Origin of the sequence: Pantoea sp. WMus005 (assembly GCF_013415305.1) — a bacterium.
GTDB lineage: Bacteria > Pseudomonadota > Gammaproteobacteria > Enterobacterales > Enterobacteriaceae > Pantoea > Pantoea rara.
The window spans coordinates 1,101,140-1,115,598 of record NZ_JACBXU010000001.1 but is presented as its reverse complement, the minus strand read 5'-3'; the positions used below and the strand labels follow the sequence as shown (position 1 = coordinate 1,115,598).

14 protein-coding genes are annotated in these 14,459 nt (G+C 57.6%); 4 read left to right on the top strand and 10 right to left on the bottom strand.

Annotated features, from left to right (window positions below; genetic code table 11):
- Window positions 1–213: 213 nt before the first annotated feature.
- The 3 genes from HZZ01_RS04950 to hipB form a co-directional block, all read right to left on the bottom strand.
- The gene (locus HZZ01_RS04950; RefSeq protein WP_136198629.1) at window positions 214–420 is read right to left on the bottom strand and encodes a type II toxin-antitoxin system MqsA family antitoxin; all 207 of its coding nucleotides are present in this window, start codon (window positions 418–420) and stop codon (window positions 214–216) included.
- Window positions 421–515: 95 nt separating this feature from the next.
- Complete coding sequence (locus tag HZZ01_RS04945) at window positions 516–1,829, bottom strand: type II toxin-antitoxin system HipA family toxin (RefSeq protein WP_179895751.1); 1,314 nt, start codon at window positions 1,827–1,829, stop codon at window positions 516–518.
- The gene (hipB, locus tag HZZ01_RS04940; RefSeq protein WP_179895750.1) at window positions 1,829–2,068 is read right to left on the bottom strand and encodes a type II toxin-antitoxin system antitoxin HipB; all 240 of its coding nucleotides are present in this window, start codon (window positions 2,066–2,068) and stop codon (window positions 1,829–1,831) included. Before hipB ends, HZZ01_RS04945 begins: the two co-directional genes overlap by 1 nt.
- A 176-nt stretch (window positions 2,069–2,244) precedes the next feature.
- On the opposite strand from hipB, the gene HZZ01_RS04935 reads away from it, so the two are divergent.
- A complete protein-coding gene (locus HZZ01_RS04935; RefSeq protein ID WP_179895749.1) occupies window positions 2,245–2,676 on the top strand; it encodes an N-acetyltransferase in 432 nt (143 codons plus the stop codon).
- Window positions 2,677–2,711: 35 nt separating this feature from the next.
- Here HZZ01_RS04935 and HZZ01_RS04930 read toward each other — a convergent pair whose 3' ends face one another.
- From HZZ01_RS04930 to HZZ01_RS04915, 4 genes are all read right to left on the bottom strand, one after another.
- Window positions 2,712–3,503 carry an inositol monophosphatase family protein gene (locus HZZ01_RS04930; protein WP_179895748.1) on the bottom strand — a complete coding sequence of 264 codons (792 nt, stop codon included), beginning with the start codon at window positions 3,501–3,503 and terminating at the stop codon, window positions 2,712–2,714.
- Between the two features lie 23 nt (window positions 3,504–3,526).
- Complete coding sequence (locus HZZ01_RS04925; RefSeq protein WP_179895747.1) at window positions 3,527–4,588, bottom strand: ABC transporter ATP-binding protein; 1,062 nt, start codon at window positions 4,586–4,588, stop codon at window positions 3,527–3,529.
- Complete coding sequence (locus tag HZZ01_RS04920) at window positions 4,585–6,810, bottom strand: iron ABC transporter permease (protein WP_179895746.1); 2,226 nt, start codon at window positions 6,808–6,810, stop codon at window positions 4,585–4,587. The genes HZZ01_RS04925 and HZZ01_RS04920 overlap by 4 nt, the downstream gene beginning before the upstream one ends.
- An 88-nt stretch (window positions 6,811–6,898) precedes the next feature.
- Window positions 6,899–7,921 (bottom strand): ABC transporter substrate-binding protein, encoded by a 1,023-nt coding sequence (locus HZZ01_RS04915; RefSeq protein WP_179895745.1) that lies wholly within the window; start codon window positions 7,919–7,921, stop codon window positions 6,899–6,901.
- A gap of 223 nt (window positions 7,922–8,144) precedes the next feature.
- Between HZZ01_RS04915 and HZZ01_RS04910 the strand changes: the two genes are divergently transcribed.
- The 3 genes from HZZ01_RS04910 to HZZ01_RS04900 all read left to right on the top strand — a co-directional run bounded on the left by HZZ01_RS04910 (window position 8,145) and on the right by HZZ01_RS04900 (window position 12,254).
- Window positions 8,145–9,179 (top strand): LacI family DNA-binding transcriptional regulator, encoded by a 1,035-nt coding sequence (locus HZZ01_RS04910; RefSeq protein WP_179895744.1) that lies wholly within the window; start codon window positions 8,145–8,147, stop codon window positions 9,177–9,179.
- A 263-nt stretch (window positions 9,180–9,442) separates the two neighbouring features.
- Window positions 9,443–10,336, top strand: coding sequence for an SDR family oxidoreductase (locus HZZ01_RS04905; protein ID WP_179895743.1), 894 nt, complete (start codon window positions 9,443–9,445; stop codon window positions 10,334–10,336).
- Window positions 10,337–10,436: 100 nt separating this feature from the next.
- On the top strand, window positions 10,437–12,254 hold the full coding sequence (locus HZZ01_RS04900; RefSeq protein ID WP_179895742.1) for a glycoside hydrolase family 15 protein: 1,818 nt from the start codon (window positions 10,437–10,439) through the stop codon (window positions 12,252–12,254).
- A gap of 34 nt (window positions 12,255–12,288) precedes the next feature.
- Here the strand turns inward: HZZ01_RS04900 and HZZ01_RS04895 are convergent, their stop codons facing one another.
- The 3 genes from HZZ01_RS04895 to ampC form a co-directional block, all read right to left on the bottom strand.
- On the bottom strand, window positions 12,289–12,759 hold the full coding sequence (locus HZZ01_RS04895; protein ID WP_179895741.1) for an RES family NAD+ phosphorylase: 471 nt from the start codon (window positions 12,757–12,759) through the stop codon (window positions 12,289–12,291).
- Window positions 12,759–13,211, bottom strand: coding sequence for an antitoxin Xre/MbcA/ParS toxin-binding domain-containing protein (locus tag HZZ01_RS04890; protein WP_179895740.1), 453 nt, complete (start codon window positions 13,209–13,211; stop codon window positions 12,759–12,761). The genes HZZ01_RS04895 and HZZ01_RS04890 overlap by 1 nt, the downstream gene beginning before the upstream one ends.
- An 88-nt stretch (window positions 13,212–13,299) precedes the next feature.
- Entirely contained in the window at window positions 13,300–14,454 is a 1,155-nt protein-coding gene (ampC, locus tag HZZ01_RS04885; RefSeq protein WP_179895739.1) for a class C beta-lactamase, read from the bottom strand.
- Between the last annotated feature and the right edge of the window lie 5 nt (window positions 14,455–14,459).

The following is a 14,459-nucleotide window of genomic DNA, read 5'->3' as shown; positions in this document are numbered from 1 at the left end:
TGATATTTTCCGTTTCCAGGGTAACCCTGATGTTTCTCCTGTACGGTGCCACCCTCACACAACTTACTCGTTGCGTGTTATCAAAAGATGGCCAATCCCTTGCAACGATTTTGCCTGCCGTGTGCAGGCTTTTTTATGGGTGATTCGCCGCTATACAGGGCAGAACAGGGTAAGGCGGATAAAAGAAAGCCCGCACTCAGCGGGCTCTGGAGGTTATTTGACAGGCACGCCTGCATTCTCAAGCGCTTCCGCCTTTTCGGGATATTGCTCTGCCGTGCCGGCGTTCATGATTACTGCCCCACAGCGGATACAGTGATCGCCCTTCACATCCGGCACAACGTCATCCGGATTCCCCGTATTAAGACTGACGTCGCGCGTGGCGTACACAAACGCCTCTCCTTCACATCCCGGACACTTCATACCTTTACTCCCCCTGTTAAATCGATCAGATAAGCATAGCTGACAGCTGCATAGCGATATAGGGGAACACAGGCTTTTCAGGATATTACCTGCCTTCACTCTGAATGCCGCAACCGCTCCAGCATAATCAGTGAGTGGCTGAAAATGGCGTCAGCAATGTGCTGCGGGAAATCGGTCGGCAACGCATCACGAACCGAGACCACCGCCTGGGGAAACATCTTAATAAAGAAGTCGAAGATCTGCTGCAGGCTGTCACGATCAAAACTCACCTGCTTCGCCGTGGCGATAAAATGGCGCGGGAAGATTTTGTCGATCTCTGTCTTCTTTCCCTTAGTGGCACGCAGCCCCATCGCCAGTTTCAGCGCACGTTTATTCAGTCCGGTGCCGCCCAGTACCGGGTATGCGGAGATCACATCATAAAAAGGGGTCAGTCGATAACTGCCGCCGCGCTCAATAAACAGCGAGAAGTTCTTGGCGTGACCGTCAGTGGCGCCAATCAGCCACTGAAACACCTGAAACATCATAAAGCGATAGCGATCTTCTATGGCGTTGCGCGATCCCATCAGTATCTGCATGATCTCCGCAATGCCCGGTCCGCCGTCAGACTCATATTTGGTCGAGGATGGTAGCCCCAGCGCCTGACAGAAATCTTCCTGCGGCAGGCGAATCAGCCGGGTTTTATCCCGTGACCAGCGGCGGTCAAAGCGCTCTACGGCCAGGGCGCGCATCTTTCCCGCCCGGATAATGCTCGCCTGCGGCACGTCGATACCCAGTGCGCGGGCCAGCGCCAGGCAGAGATACTCATTCTCCACGCTTTCACGCATATCCAGCGTTGCGGCCGGCTGTTTAATCTCACCGATCGGCAGCTTAATAATGTGCGAGGTTGGGGTGGCACCGGCCGGAATGCTCCAGCCTTCTTCCGTCAGCAGCAGCGCGGTTTTCTCCTGCGCCCCCGCGACCGAGATGCGGAAATCGGTCTCTTCACGCAGCATCCCCAGCGGAATATCGGACTGATAAGCTGACAGCACGTTTTCGAGTCGGGCTTCGTCCAGCACCTGATAGCGGGCCTGGAGTGCAGGCAGCGGCATATCGGGCGGCAACAGCATGGTCGCCCCGACGCTGTCACGTCCCACTTCCTGCAGCAGGTCAAAAGGCTGTCGGGATTTGATCTGGTAGCGCGCCACGATTCTGTCGCGAATCAAGGGGCTATCCGGCAGCAGGTTGTCGAAGAAGTTAATCACGGCGTGTGAGGTGATCGCCTTAACCTGTAACGGCATTGAGAGTGACAACGGCCTGGAGAGCGGATTACTCAGCCAGCCGGTATCATACTGAAACTCATGGGCGCCGTTTCGCTGCCGGGTCAGCACGCCCACCCGCTCGCCGTTCATCCACGCAATCAGCCTTTGCATTACCACTCATCCTCATCATGCAACGAAGGTGCTGCGACCTCCTGAACGTCCAGACTCACTTCCAGCGCCTGTAGCAACTTAAACAGCGTGGCCAGCGAAGTGCTGTCCGGCGCATTTTCAAAGTGAGAGATAGTGGCCTGTTTCAGGCCGACCTTTTTCGCCAGCTCACTCTGGGTCCAGCCATTGCGCTGGCGGATAAGCTTCAGCCGGTTTGCCAGCTGTAGCGGGCTGTATATCATGGGTAGCTCCTTCAGGATCACAGGCTGTAAGCATAGCGCAGACACTTTATCCCCGGCAGGGTATAAATCACAAATTATACCCTAAGAGGGATAATTATCAGTTTATACCCCATAGGGGATAGGATGGCAACTATCCTTTATAGAGGATAAAAAACCACAGAGATGAGAGGAACAGGATGAACACATTTACCCTTATCCATCAGGAAAACGACCACGACCGGGAAGCGCTGCTGGCAGGATTAGGGGCTTACAATCGGCAGTTTATCAGCCGTGAGAACTGGGGCCCGTTGTCGGTTTCTCACAAAGATGCAGAAGGCGTGTTGCGCGGAGGATTGATCGCCTCGCGCAAAGGAAACTGGCTCTGCATTGATTTTCTCTGGGTGGACGAAATGCTTCGTGGCAGTGGTCTGGGTCGCGCGCTAATGGAAGCTGCGGAACAGGAAGCAATTAAGAAGGGATGTCTCTTTGCGCTGGTAGATACCTTCAGCTTCCAGGCTCTGCCGTTTTATCAGAAACAGGGTTATCAGCAGCAGATGTCCCTGCCCGATTTTCCACAAACCGGGATGCAGCGTCATTACCTGACGAAAACGCTCAGGTTAAAAGAATAACGCTGACCATAATCCATACAGTCAGCGTTACAGGGTCACAAACCGGCGATGCGCCGCAGGTCCGCTTCGGCACCGGGAGCCACGGCCAGAACCTGCGCCCCTTTGGTTATGCGGTCGCCTTTGATATTAAACGGGTGGTACCAGCCGCCCGCCTCTTTCACCAGGCAGTAACCCGCCAGGCAATCCCAGGCGTGCATATAAGGTTCGTAGTAACCCACGACCCGACCGGCGGCGACCCATGCCAGCATCAGCGCACCGGAGCCAATACGGATGAAGTTACCGCCCGCCGACAGCAGCGCGGCCACAATCTCGCCCACCTGTTGCGGAGAGACATAGCTGTTAGCACCAAAGCCAGTCACGTGATTTTGCAGGGTGCGTGTGGGATCGACCTGCAGGCTACGCCCGTTCAGCGTCGCGCCCTGCCCCAGCGCCGCCACGTAGCACTCCTCATAGGTGGGTGCGAAAATCACCCCGATAACCGGCACATCACCCCGCAGCACCGCCACTGAAACACACCAGCTTGGCATCCCATTAAGAAACGGGCTGGTGCCATCGATCGGATCAACCACCCAGGTATAGTCAGAGTGTCCCGTCTGCAGCCCCGACTCCTCACCCAGAAAGCCATCATCGGGAAACGCATCCCGTATGCGGCGGGCGATCAGCTGCTCCACTTCACGGTCGGCAATCGACACCACATCCTGCAAATCGTACTTGGTCTCCACCACCAGCGTGTCGCGGCGGTTAAAGTATGCTAGCGCGGTCGCGCCACCTTCGCGGGCAACGGCCTCCGCTAAAGCCAGTCGCGCCATTATTTCCTGCAATTCCATGTGAACTCCTTGGGTTAATCAGATTAACGGGCAATCAGGGCAAGACCCTGCGGCTTAAAGTTGACACCGACCGTGGTGGCGAGCGGCAGACGCTGTTCCATTTGCGGATCGATAATAAACAGCGCGCCCAGCTCGGTGGCGACTTCATATTCAATATGGTCGCCCAGCCAGGTGCTGTGAATTACTTCTCCCTGCAAGGCGCCCTGACCATCGCCGGACAGGGTAATAAACTGCGGCCGCACCGCCAGCTGGGCACTGCCGGTTTTTGCACCGGCACCGCACACCCGAAAGCGCTGATTACCCAGGCGGACCAGCGCGTCATCCGCATCCGCCTCTTCAACTTCACAAGGCAGAATATTCGCCTCCCCCATAAAGTCCGCGATAAAGACCGAATTGGGCGAATGGTAAAGCGTCTCCGGTGCGCCCTGCTGAGCAATATCCCCCTCTTTCATGACAATAATTTTATCGGAGACCGCCAGCGCCTCCTCCTGGTCATGAGTCACGTAGACGGCGGTAAACCCGAGCCGCTGCTGCAGATCACGGATATCGGTGCGCACCCGACGGCGCAGACGCTCATCGAGGTTCGACAGCGGCTCATCAAGCAGCAGCACCTGCGGTTCCAGCACCAGCGCACGCGCTACCGCAATACGCTGCTGCTGTCCGCCAGAAAGTTCAGACGGCAGCCTTTGTCCCTGATTCTCCAGCCCCACCAGCTTCAGCCCTTCGCGCGCCCGGTCCTGCGCCTCACGTTTGTTCATACCTGAGGAGAGCAGCCCATAAAGAACATTGTCGATAGCATTCATATGGGGAAACAGCGCATAGGACTGAAACACCATCGCTACGTCGCGCTCGTTAGCGGGGAGATGGGTGACATCTTTGCCGCCAATCAGAATCCGCCCCGAGGTGGGATGTTCCAGACCGGCCAGCAGCCGTAGCGTGGTGGTCTTGCCGCAGCCGGACGGCCCGAGCAGCGTCACCAGGGTGCCCGGCTCTACAGTGAGCGACAGATCCGGCACCGCGGTAAAACCGGCAAAACGCTTCGCGACATGTTCAAACACTACCGATCCGGCGTTAATGGTCGTCATACGGCTCTCTCCTGAGTCAGAGTGGATGCAGAGGGTGCGGCAACAATCACCGACGGTTGGGTTACACGGCGCAGACGGCGTTCGCCCACCAGCAGCTGGAACAGACCAATGATCAGCAGCATCACCACGATCAATACCGAGGAGTAGGCAATCGCGACGCCATACTCACCGTTCTCCACCAGCCCGACAATGTAAGAGGTCGCCATGTTGTACTGGGCGCTGACCAGAAAAATCACCGCGCTGATTGAGGTAATCGCCCGCACAAAGGCGTAAACCAGCGCAGCGCTGATCGCCGGTTTCAGCAGCGGCAGCACCACTTTACGCAGCGTGCGGAAACTGTTTGCGCCCAGGGTCAGTGAGGCTTCATCCAGGCTTTTATCCAGCTGGCTCATCGCCGCGATACCGCCACGCACGCCGACCGGCATATTACGGAAGACAAAGCAGGCGATCAGGATCATCGCGGTGCCGGTGATCTCCAGTGGCGGCAGGTTATAGGCCATCACATAACTCACGCCGATGACCGTGCCGGGAATGGCGAAGCTCAGCATCAGCATGAATTCAAACGTCTGACGGCCGGCAAAATTCTGCCGCACAATCAGCCAGGCCGTCAGCAGCCCTACAATGGCGGTGAGCGGCGCGGCGATCAGGGCAATCTCCAGCGTGGTCCAGAAAGAATTCCAGGCGACGCCGCTCCAGACCAGCTGCCCCTGATTCACGCTGATGCTGAAGGCGCGGATATAGTGATCCAGCGTCAGATTATTATTCAGTCCCCACGACTGCACAAAGCCACCAATCATGATCATGCCGTAGATCACCAGGGTGAAGAGTCCCCACGGGATGACCATGCCATAGACGCTGTAGCGCACCGGACGCGGCAGCATCACGTGACGGCCACCGTCGCCTTTGCCGGTCACGGTGGCGAAGCTTTTTCCGGAGAGCCAGACGCGCTGCACCAGAAACGCGGTCAGCGTAAAGCCCAGCAGGATCATTGCCAGCACCGCCGCGCGACTCGGGTCGTTTTGTGCGCCGACCACGGAGAAGAAGATTTCCGTTGAGAGGACGCCGTGACTGCCGCCCAGCACCATCGGATTACCGAAATCAGCCATGCTTTCGATAAAGCTGATTAAGAAGGCGTTGGCCAGACCTGGCGCCATCAGCGGCAGCGAGATACGGGAGAAGGTGCGCCAGCGGCTGGCACGCAGGGTCTGTGACGCCTCTTCCAGTGACGGACTGACGCCCTCAACCACGCCAATCAGCACCAGGAACGCAATCGGGGTAAACGACAGCACCTGCGCAATCCAGATGCCGGTCATGCCATAGAGCCAGCGGCCCGGTTCGATGCCGAACAGCGTCGCCAGCGATTCTGTCACCACGCCGGAGCGGCCAAACAGCAGGATCAGCGCCAGTCCGATAACAAACGGTGGCGTGATAATCGGCAGAATGGTCAGCATCCGCAGCGCTTTCTTGCACGGCAGCGAGGTGCGCGTGGCCGCCAGCGCAAACGCCAGGCCCAGCAGCACAGAACCACTGGCGGTCATCAGCGCCAGTCCCAGCGTGCGCCAGGCCGTGCCGCAGGTGCCGCCGGTTAAACAGGAGAGGCTCCAGATCGCAGGGTCCTGCATATTGGCAATCAGTCCATCCGGTTTGAAGCTGCCGTCAATATCCTGCACTGAGGCGACAAACAGACTCATCACCGGATAGAGCACAAAGGTGGTAACCAGCGCCACCAGCAGCACAATCGACGCCACCACAAAGGCATCACCCTTCAGCACGCCGCGCTCCGCCAGCGCAAAGGCGAAAATCAGTAAAAAGACGGTCAGCAGCAACAGCGCGCCCGCGCCCATCGCCGGTTGCCCCTGCGCCAGCGGGCCAAAGAGATTTTCCAGCCACAGCCAGCTCCAGCCACTGAACCCGATGGCATGCCCTTCCAGCACCAGAAACAGAATACCGCAGACGCTGAAAAGCAGCAGCAGCGTGCTGCGCGTGCGACCCGGGGGCAGAAAAACGCTGGCCGCAGAGAGCAGCCACAGCGCCACGGCGATGCCCAGCCAGCGATGTAACGCGAGCTGCCCCAGCGCCGGTGCGTTGTTTTCATCACCCCATAAGCTGAACAGCCAGTCTCCACTGAAGAAGCCCTGCTCCAGGCTATACCAGGGCAGCAGCGTCAGCGCGACGGCTCCCGCCAGCAGCGTGCCGGTTAAGCGACGATTGTGCGCATTCATAAATCACCTCGATCAGGAAGCGGACATCAGGCTTACGCCACCGCGGTCTGGCACAGACCCGACTCAGAAAGCCAGGTGAACGCCACCGTTATTGCGCGCTGGCACCAATCTCTTTATCCCAGCGGCCCAGCAGCGCCTTGCGTTTGGCCGAGTCACCGTAGGTTTTGAAGTCATAATCAATCAGCTTGATGTTCTCAAAGCGCGGCGCATATTCAGAGATCTCCGCCGTGCGGTTGGAGGGCAGCTGGAACGATTTGGCCTCTTTCATGTGTGACTGCGCCTCAGCGCTGAGCGCCCAGTCATACCAGACTTTGGCGTTTGCCAGATTACGTGTCCCTTTGATGATCGACATTGAACCAATCTCATAGCCAGTACCTTCACAGGGCGCGACGGGCTTAATCGGGAAGCCATCCACTTCCATCGCCACGGCATCATGCATAAAGACAATGCCGATGGTGGTTTCACCGCGCGCGGCGGCTTTAACCGGTGCCGAGCCGGACTTGGTGTACTGCGAGATGTTGGCGTTGAGCTTCTTCAGGTAATCAAAGGCTTTGTCTTCGCCCATGATCTGCACCAGCGTCGCCAGAGTGTTATAGGCCGTACCGGACGAGTTGGGATTGGCGATCTGAATTTCGCCTTTAAAGCCAGGGTCAAGTAAGTCAGCCCAGCAGGCCGGAACTTTCAGTTTTTTCTCTGCCAGCAGTCTGGTGTTGTAGCCCCATCCCAGCGCACCGGCATAGACGCCCACGGTGCGGTAACCGGAGATCTCTGCCACTTTTTGTGACCAGGGTTGCTGCTGATCGAGCAAGGGGGATTTGTAGGCCTGAGTTAAGCCCTCTTCGGCGGCCTGCATGTGCGGATCACCGGTGCCCGCCCACCAGATATCGGTGCGGGGATTGCGTGCTTCGCTGCGGATACGGGCATAGGCTTCACCCGCAGAGAGTCGCACCATGCTGAGTTTGATATCAGGATGACGCTGACTGAATAGCGTGGTCATCTGTTCGCATACCACTACATCCGCTGAGCAGATCATATTAAGGCCCGCCGCCGAGGCAGCAAAGGGCACCATAGGGCAGACAATGACAGCAGCGAGCAGAGAGGAATAACGCATGATGTTCTCCTGGGGCTGAATGACGCAGGTGCGCCAGCTTTTGCACATGTGTGCAAACGTATGGGCAAAGTAGTACGGCGACCCCGCCACACTGTCAATTCAGTTGTTACGCAATTGTCAGGCGCTGTCACAAATTTGAAACCTTTACACCACTCTTATCTTTTGCACAGCCTTGCAAATTCAGGCAGACTCAGTGCAGACAACGGTGGGACGGGGAAAAAAGATGCAGCAGCTTAAAGCGGTCGTGAGTGCGCAGGATGTCGCTGATCGGGCGGGCGTCTCCCGTTCAGCGGTCTCCCGCACCTTTACGCCAGGTGCCAGTGTGTCGGAGGCCACCCGTCAGCGGGTGATGAAAGCGGCAGAAGAGCTGGGCTATCACGTCAATCATCTGGCGCGCGGCCTGGTGCGCAACCGCAGCGGCATCGTCTGCTTAATTGCTTCCGAGGTGGACACGCCCTACCGTGCCAGCCTGGTGCGCTGGATGACCCAGTACCTTCAGGAAGCAGGAAAAGTGGCGATGCTGATTAACACCGACCGTTCGGATGCCCGCGTTTCCGCCGCGCTGCAGCAGGCGATCAATTTCCGCGCCGACGCCTCGATTATCCTCTCCGGTATGCCGGACAGCGGCATTACCCGGCTCTGCTACAAACATGGTCAGCATCTGGTCCTGATAAACCGGGACGAGTCCCTGCCCGGCACGCTCAATATCAATCTCGACTCCCGCCCTGCTGCCGAAATGGCCGTTAACGCCTTTGTCCGGGCGGGCTGCAGTCGCATCGCGTTTGTGAATTCGCTGGCGGGCACACCGAGCCTGCTGAAGCGTGAAGCGGATTTTCTGGCAGCAGCGCAGAAAGCGGGGGTTACAGTTCAGGTGGAGCGGTTCGGTTCGACCTCCTATGAAAGCGGACAGATTCTGGCCCAGCGTCTGCTGACGCGGAAAGTGCGTCCTGATGCGGTCTACTGCGCCACCGACCTGCTCGCCTGCGGCTTCATGGATGAGGTCCGTCACCGCTTTGCGCTGCGCATTCCGGAGGATCTCTGCATCATAGGCCACGACAATATTCCGCAATCGGGCTGGGCCTCATACAACCTCACGACCTTTGCCCAGCCGGTAGAACAGTTCGCCCGCGATGCCATTGCCTGGCTGGTGGAGACGGAAGCGCAACCGGAGACACTGATGCCCAAAAATGAACAGCAGCAGGAGCGCAGAATATATCCGGTAGATGTGGTCTGGCGGGGTTCAGTACGCGGCGGTTAACCGTCCTGTTTTATTTTCTGCCGATACGCTTTATTCGCGTAAATAATCCCCACCCACCTCCACGCTTCGCTTTAAATATCCTCCTCCTGCGCTGAAAAATAATCGGATGTTGCGTCACAATATTCCAATTTCGTGACTACGCTTTATCTGCATTATTAAGTTTCTCTGGTTTTATCTGCTCAATGAATCAGCAGTCAGATGTGACAAATATCACATTTGTGCCAGGCTTAATGTCTCAGATAACTCTGTTCAAGGAGCATACAATGGCTACACCAACTAACAAGACGCTCGATCTGGATCAATTTCCTAAGCCTCCCTTTGAGGACCAGCCACAACAGGCGCCAGGCCTTGCCAGCAAGATGATCCCGGTTCCCGACCACGGTGAAACCAGCTATCGTGGCACAGGCCGACTCACTGGCCGTAAGGCGCTGATTACCGGCGGTGACTCCGGTATTGGTCGTGCAGTGGCTATCGCTTATGCCCGTGAAGGCGCAGACGTGGTGATTAATTACCTGCCGGAAGAACAGCCCGACGCCGATGAAGTGATTAAATTAATCGAAGCGGAAGGCCGTAAGGTTTTCGCTATTCCTGGCGACATTCGTTCTGAAGCATTCTGTCAGCAGCTGGTTAAAGAAGCTGCCGATAAATTAGGCGGCCTGGATATTCTGGTTAATAACGCCGGTCGTCAGCAATTTAATGAGTCCATTCGTACCCTGAGTACGGAAGATTTTGACGCGACGTTTAAAACCAACGTTTATGCTATGTTCTGGATCACTAAAGCGGCGCTGGAATATCTGCCTCGTGGTGCGTCTATTATTAATACCTCGTCGGTGCAGGCGTTTAAACCCAGCGATATTCTGCTCGATTATGCGCAGACTAAAGCAGCGATTGTTGCCTTTACCAAATCCCTGGCCAAGCAGCTGGGTGGCGACGGCATCCGGGTTAACGCTGTGGCGCCAGGCCCATACTGGACCGTACTACAGTCCAGCGGCGGACAGCCGATGGAGAAAGTGAAGCAGTTTGGTGCCGATACCCCGATGGGCCGTCCGGGCCAGCCGGTGGAGATCGCCCCACTCTACGTCACCCTGGCCTCAACCGAGAGCAGCTACTCCTCCGGTCAGGTCTGGTGTTCTGATGGTGGCACAGGCACGCTGTAACCACACTCTGATGGCCGCATAATGCGGCCATTTTTTTGTCCCGCTTTTGCCCCGTCAACACGCCCCGCGACAGTGAAAAAGTCAAATAAGGAAGCAGACCATGAAAAACCCGATCCTTCATTCGCCGGTCAGAGAAAATGGCTTTGCGGGTCTGGGTGATTATGCCGCCATTGGTGAAGGCCGTTCGGTCGCGCTGATTGCACCGGATGGATCCATTGACTGGTGGTGCGCGCCCAATCTCGACGCGAAACCCCTGTTTGATCGCCTGCTTGATGCCGGACTCGGTGGCTACTTTCAGATCGCCCCGTCCGCACCCTATCAGGTCTCGCGCCGCTATCGTGACAATAGCAACGTGCTGGAGACCCGCTTTGAAACGGAAAGCGGCACCGTGCTGCTGACCGAATCGATTAACAGCACGCTGGCGGGCCGTCTGCCGTGGTGCGAACTGGCACGCCGCATCGAGGGTGTCACCGGTGAAGTAGAAATGGCGATCACCCTGCGCTTCGGCACTGCCGCCGAAACCCGCTCACCGTGGGTGGCCGACAATGAGAAGGGCAAGGTGTTTCATATCGCAGAGATCATGGCGATGTTCCGCACCAGTGATGATATTCAGATTACCCAACTGGATGACGACCAGGTGCGCGCCACGCTGCGCACCACGGCCGGCTCCCGCTCGCTCTGCGCGCTGCTGGTGACCGAGAAAGAGCCGCTGGCGGTGCCGCCGCTGGAGGCTATTGACCAGCGGATTGAAACCAGCCACACCGGCTGGACCAGCTGGGTGGAGAGCCTGAGTTATGAGGGCAGCTACCCGGCGCTGGTAAAGCGCTCTGCCCTGTCGCTGAAGTTTCTCTGGTACTCTCCGACCGGCGCACTGGCCGCTGCCGCGACGACGTCCTTACCGGAGGGGATCGGCGGCGAGAAAAATTATGATTACCGCTACGCCTGGGTGCGCGACGCCTGCCTGATTATTAAAGCGTTCGTCTATATCGGGGCGCTGGAAGATTGTAAGGCGGCGTTTTCATGGCTGTCGCAGACTATCATGCGTCACGGCGTCAGGTTGCGCGCCTGCTATGCCCTGAACGGCGATGAAGTGCCCGCTGAGCGCTATCCTCCGCTGAGCGGCTATCAGAACTCGCAGCCGGTGCGGGTCGGCAATAATGCCCGCGACCAGCTGCAGCTCAGTATGTATGGCGACATGCTGGTCACCGCGCAGCGCTTCATTGAGGCGGGACACGTGCTGGATATCACCACCGCGCGCATGCTGGCCGAACTGGCAAACTGCTGCGCCGATCACTGGCGGCAGAAAGATTGCGGCATCTGGGAGCTGCCAGAGCTGCAACACTATACGCATTCCAAAATGGCCTGCTGGATGGCGCTGGATCGGGCGGTGGCGCTGGCAGAGAGTCAGCATGTCGAACCAACCTGGCTGGGCCGATGGCAGCGGGAACGTGACCGTATCCGTGACTGGATCGAGTCGCACTGCTGGTCAGAACAGAAACAGGCTTACCTCTTTTACGCCGGCAGTGACGAGCGCCTCGACGCGTCTCTGACGCTGGTACACAGCTATGGTAACGCCGTCAATCCGCAGCGGATGCTCGCGACCTACCATACGATTCAGCAGGCGCTGGGCGATGGCAGCGCCATGCTCTATCGCTACAGCGGCGTCAGGCAGGAAGAGAGTACGTTCCTTGCCTGCGCTTTCTGGCTGGTAGAAGCCTGGGCAAAGATGGGCGAAGTAAACCAGGCAGAACAGGCGATGCAGGAGATTCTGGACAGGCTGGATGGCCACGGTAACGTCGATATCTTCAATGAGATGTATGACGTCCGCAGTCAGAGCTGGCGCGGCAATATGCCGCAGGGACTGAGCCATCTGGCGTTGATTTGCGCGGCGCAGGCGCTTTCAGAATCGCAGGCGTGAGCAGAGGTGCTGGGGAAAGCGGCGACTCAGTGCGCTACTGCAGCCGAAAGCGCGGATCGAAGAAAAACGGCTCCACCACCACCTTACTGACGATGCCGGCCGCCGCCGGATGACGGGGATTGAACAGCGCATTCCATTCACCGGTTAGCGTGCTCGGCACCTTCAGCAACAGGCCGTTGTCCGGACTGGCGAGCCAGTCGTCACCGATCTGTCGCGTAGACGCGGGCGCAGGATCGGCCTGCCAGTCATCGGGTAACGCCGCCAGCGACAGTTCGGTAATCAGCGATTCAGGGACACTAATCGCCAGCATTGAGTAGTTGTGCGCCAGATCCTGAATGGTGAGATGCACCAGCGACTCCAGCACACAAAGCGCCCGGCTTGATCCCATATAGACACAGACCGTTCCGACAGAATTCCAGCGCCCGCCATAAGTCCGGGCACCAAAACCATCAAACGCGGTCATCGCATACTCACTCTTCACCAGGCGAAAAAAAGGCACCGCCATCAGGTGATCACGCCATGCTCAAGCTGGCCAATCAGGTTAATCACCGCTTCTGCGCCCGCCACCGTGGTGGTCATCTCCGCCGGTTTTTTACCGCCCAGCGCTTTGGCGGGGGTTTCCAGCCACTGCACCAGACGCTCTCTGTCGTCGCGAAACAGTTTGCTGGCGGCTGAGAGTACGCGGATCAGCATATAGATGCGTCCACTCTGATCGGGCGAAAAAGTCTGCTCAGGATCTTTCACTTTGCGGTTGTAGGTGGTGCGATCGATGCCCGCCAGACGGCATAACCAGCCCTCGTCAAAGGTGGACAATGACGCCGTGCGTTTCAGCACGCTGCTGCTGAACCCCACCGCAATGCGCTGATGCGCATCAGGCAGTGTTTCCGGCAGATTCAGGGCATGCAGCAACGATGTAGCGCGACGGTGCTGAGTGGGTGTATAGATGGCGATGGACATAGCAGCCCTCCTGTTCATTTGATTTTTATTTTAGCGCAAATGAACAGCGGGTGCCAGCGTGCCCCATAACGAGCAGACGTAATGCGGGTTATTCAGGCGCGCCCTGCTGTAATGCCTGAAGAATCTGCCATGCCGCCCTGATGCGCAGCGGGTTGGGGTAATTCTTATTGGCGAGGATGACGATGCCGCTGTTCTGCTCAGGAATAAAGGCGATGTAGGCACCAAATCCGTTGGTGGCGCCGGTTTTATGCACCCAGCTGGCGCTCTGCGACGGCCCGACCGGATTGATCAGGGCCGCCGGACGCGGTTTCAGCGCAACACCATTATCATTGTCGCTGATTATCGTGTCAGCAGTAACAGGCCAGTCGTACATCTCCCATCCCAGTCCCTGATAGAAATTCCCGACTTTAAAATAGCGCGACTGCGCGGTGCGGATAGCATTACGCAGCACGGCATTGCCCGAAGATAAACGGTTGGGATCCACACTGGCCTGCATAAAGGTGAGCATGTCGCGCGCGGTGGATTTAACGCCGTAGGCTTCGGCATCCAGCATACCGGGCGAGACCCGAACCGGCTGGTCATTTTTATAGCCCCAGGCGTAATTCAGCATCATCGACGGTGGCACGGTGATATAGGTACGCGTCAGTCGTAGCGGCTGAAACACATTTCGCGTCATCGCCTGCTCATAATCGCCCTTCACCATCAGCGAACCAAACAGACCAATACTGGCGTTCGAGTACTGACGCAGGGTGCCAGGCGCGGCCTCTGGCTGCCAGTTTTGATAGAAGCTGAGCAGCGAAGCCTGATCGGTGACGTCATCGGGCAGCTGTAAAGGCAGGCCGCCCGCGGTATAGGTCGCCAGATGCAGCATGCGCACCCGTCGCCACTGCTCACCCGTCAGCTGCGGCCAGACCTTCTGCACCGGGTCGTTAAGGCGGATTTCGCCGTTGCGGATCATGACCCCGGCCAGGGTACCGGTAAACGTTTTACTCACCGAGCCCAGCTCGAACAGCGTGTTTTCCGTGACCCGGCGCCCTGATTCAAGATCGGCTACGCCGAAGTTCACAAACTGCGCCCGGCCTTTATAAAGCACCGCCACCGACATGCCGGGGATCGCCTGCTGCTCCATCAGCGGGTCGATCGTGGCTTTAACCAGAGAAGTGACCTGCTGTGAAGAGAGATCGGCGGCAACACAGCTGGCACAGAAAGACAATAACGCAAAGTAAAACAAAGACTTTTTCATTGGCA

Bases quoted from the DNA above. Each gene is read 5' to 3' on its own strand.
- HZZ01_RS04935 (WP_179895749.1), top strand. From the start codon at position 2,245: ATGAACACATTTACCCTTATCCATCAGGAAAACGACCACGACCGGGAA.
- hipB (WP_179895750.1), bottom strand. From the start codon at position 2,068: ATGATATACAGCCCGCTACAGCTGGCAAACCGGCTGAAGCTTATCCGC.
- HZZ01_RS04920 (WP_179895746.1), bottom strand. From the start codon at position 6,810: ATGAATGCGCACAATCGTCGCTTAACCGGCACGCTGCTGGCGGGAGCC.
- HZZ01_RS04895 (WP_179895741.1), bottom strand. From the start codon at position 12,759: ATGGCGGTGCCTTTTTTTCGCCTGGTGAAGAGTGAGTATGCGATGACC.
- HZZ01_RS04925 (WP_179895747.1), bottom strand. From the start codon at position 4,588: ATGACGACCATTAACGCCGGATCGGTAGTGTTTGAACATGTCGCGAAG.
- ampC (WP_179895739.1), bottom strand. From the start codon at position 14,454: ATGAAAAAGTCTTTGTTTTACTTTGCGTTATTGTCTTTCTGTGCCAGC.
- HZZ01_RS04890 (WP_179895740.1), bottom strand. From the start codon at position 13,211: ATGTCCATCGCCATCTATACACCCACTCAGCACCGTCGCGCTACATCG.
- HZZ01_RS04905 (WP_179895743.1), top strand. From the start codon at position 9,443: ATGGCTACACCAACTAACAAGACGCTCGATCTGGATCAATTTCCTAAG.
- HZZ01_RS04950 (WP_136198629.1), bottom strand. From the start codon at position 420: ATGAAGTGTCCGGGATGTGAAGGAGAGGCGTTTGTGTACGCCACGCGC.
- HZZ01_RS04915 (WP_179895745.1), bottom strand. From the start codon at position 7,921: ATGCGTTATTCCTCTCTGCTCGCTGCTGTCATTGTCTGCCCTATGGTG.
- HZZ01_RS04930 (WP_179895748.1), bottom strand. From the start codon at position 3,503: ATGGAATTGCAGGAAATAATGGCGCGACTGGCTTTAGCGGAGGCCGTT.
- HZZ01_RS04910 (WP_179895744.1), top strand. From the start codon at position 8,145: ATGCAGCAGCTTAAAGCGGTCGTGAGTGCGCAGGATGTCGCTGATCGG.
- HZZ01_RS04900 (WP_179895742.1), top strand. From the start codon at position 10,437: ATGAAAAACCCGATCCTTCATTCGCCGGTCAGAGAAAATGGCTTTGCG.
- HZZ01_RS04945 (WP_179895751.1), bottom strand. From the start codon at position 1,829: ATGCAAAGGCTGATTGCGTGGATGAACGGCGAGCGGGTGGGCGTGCTG.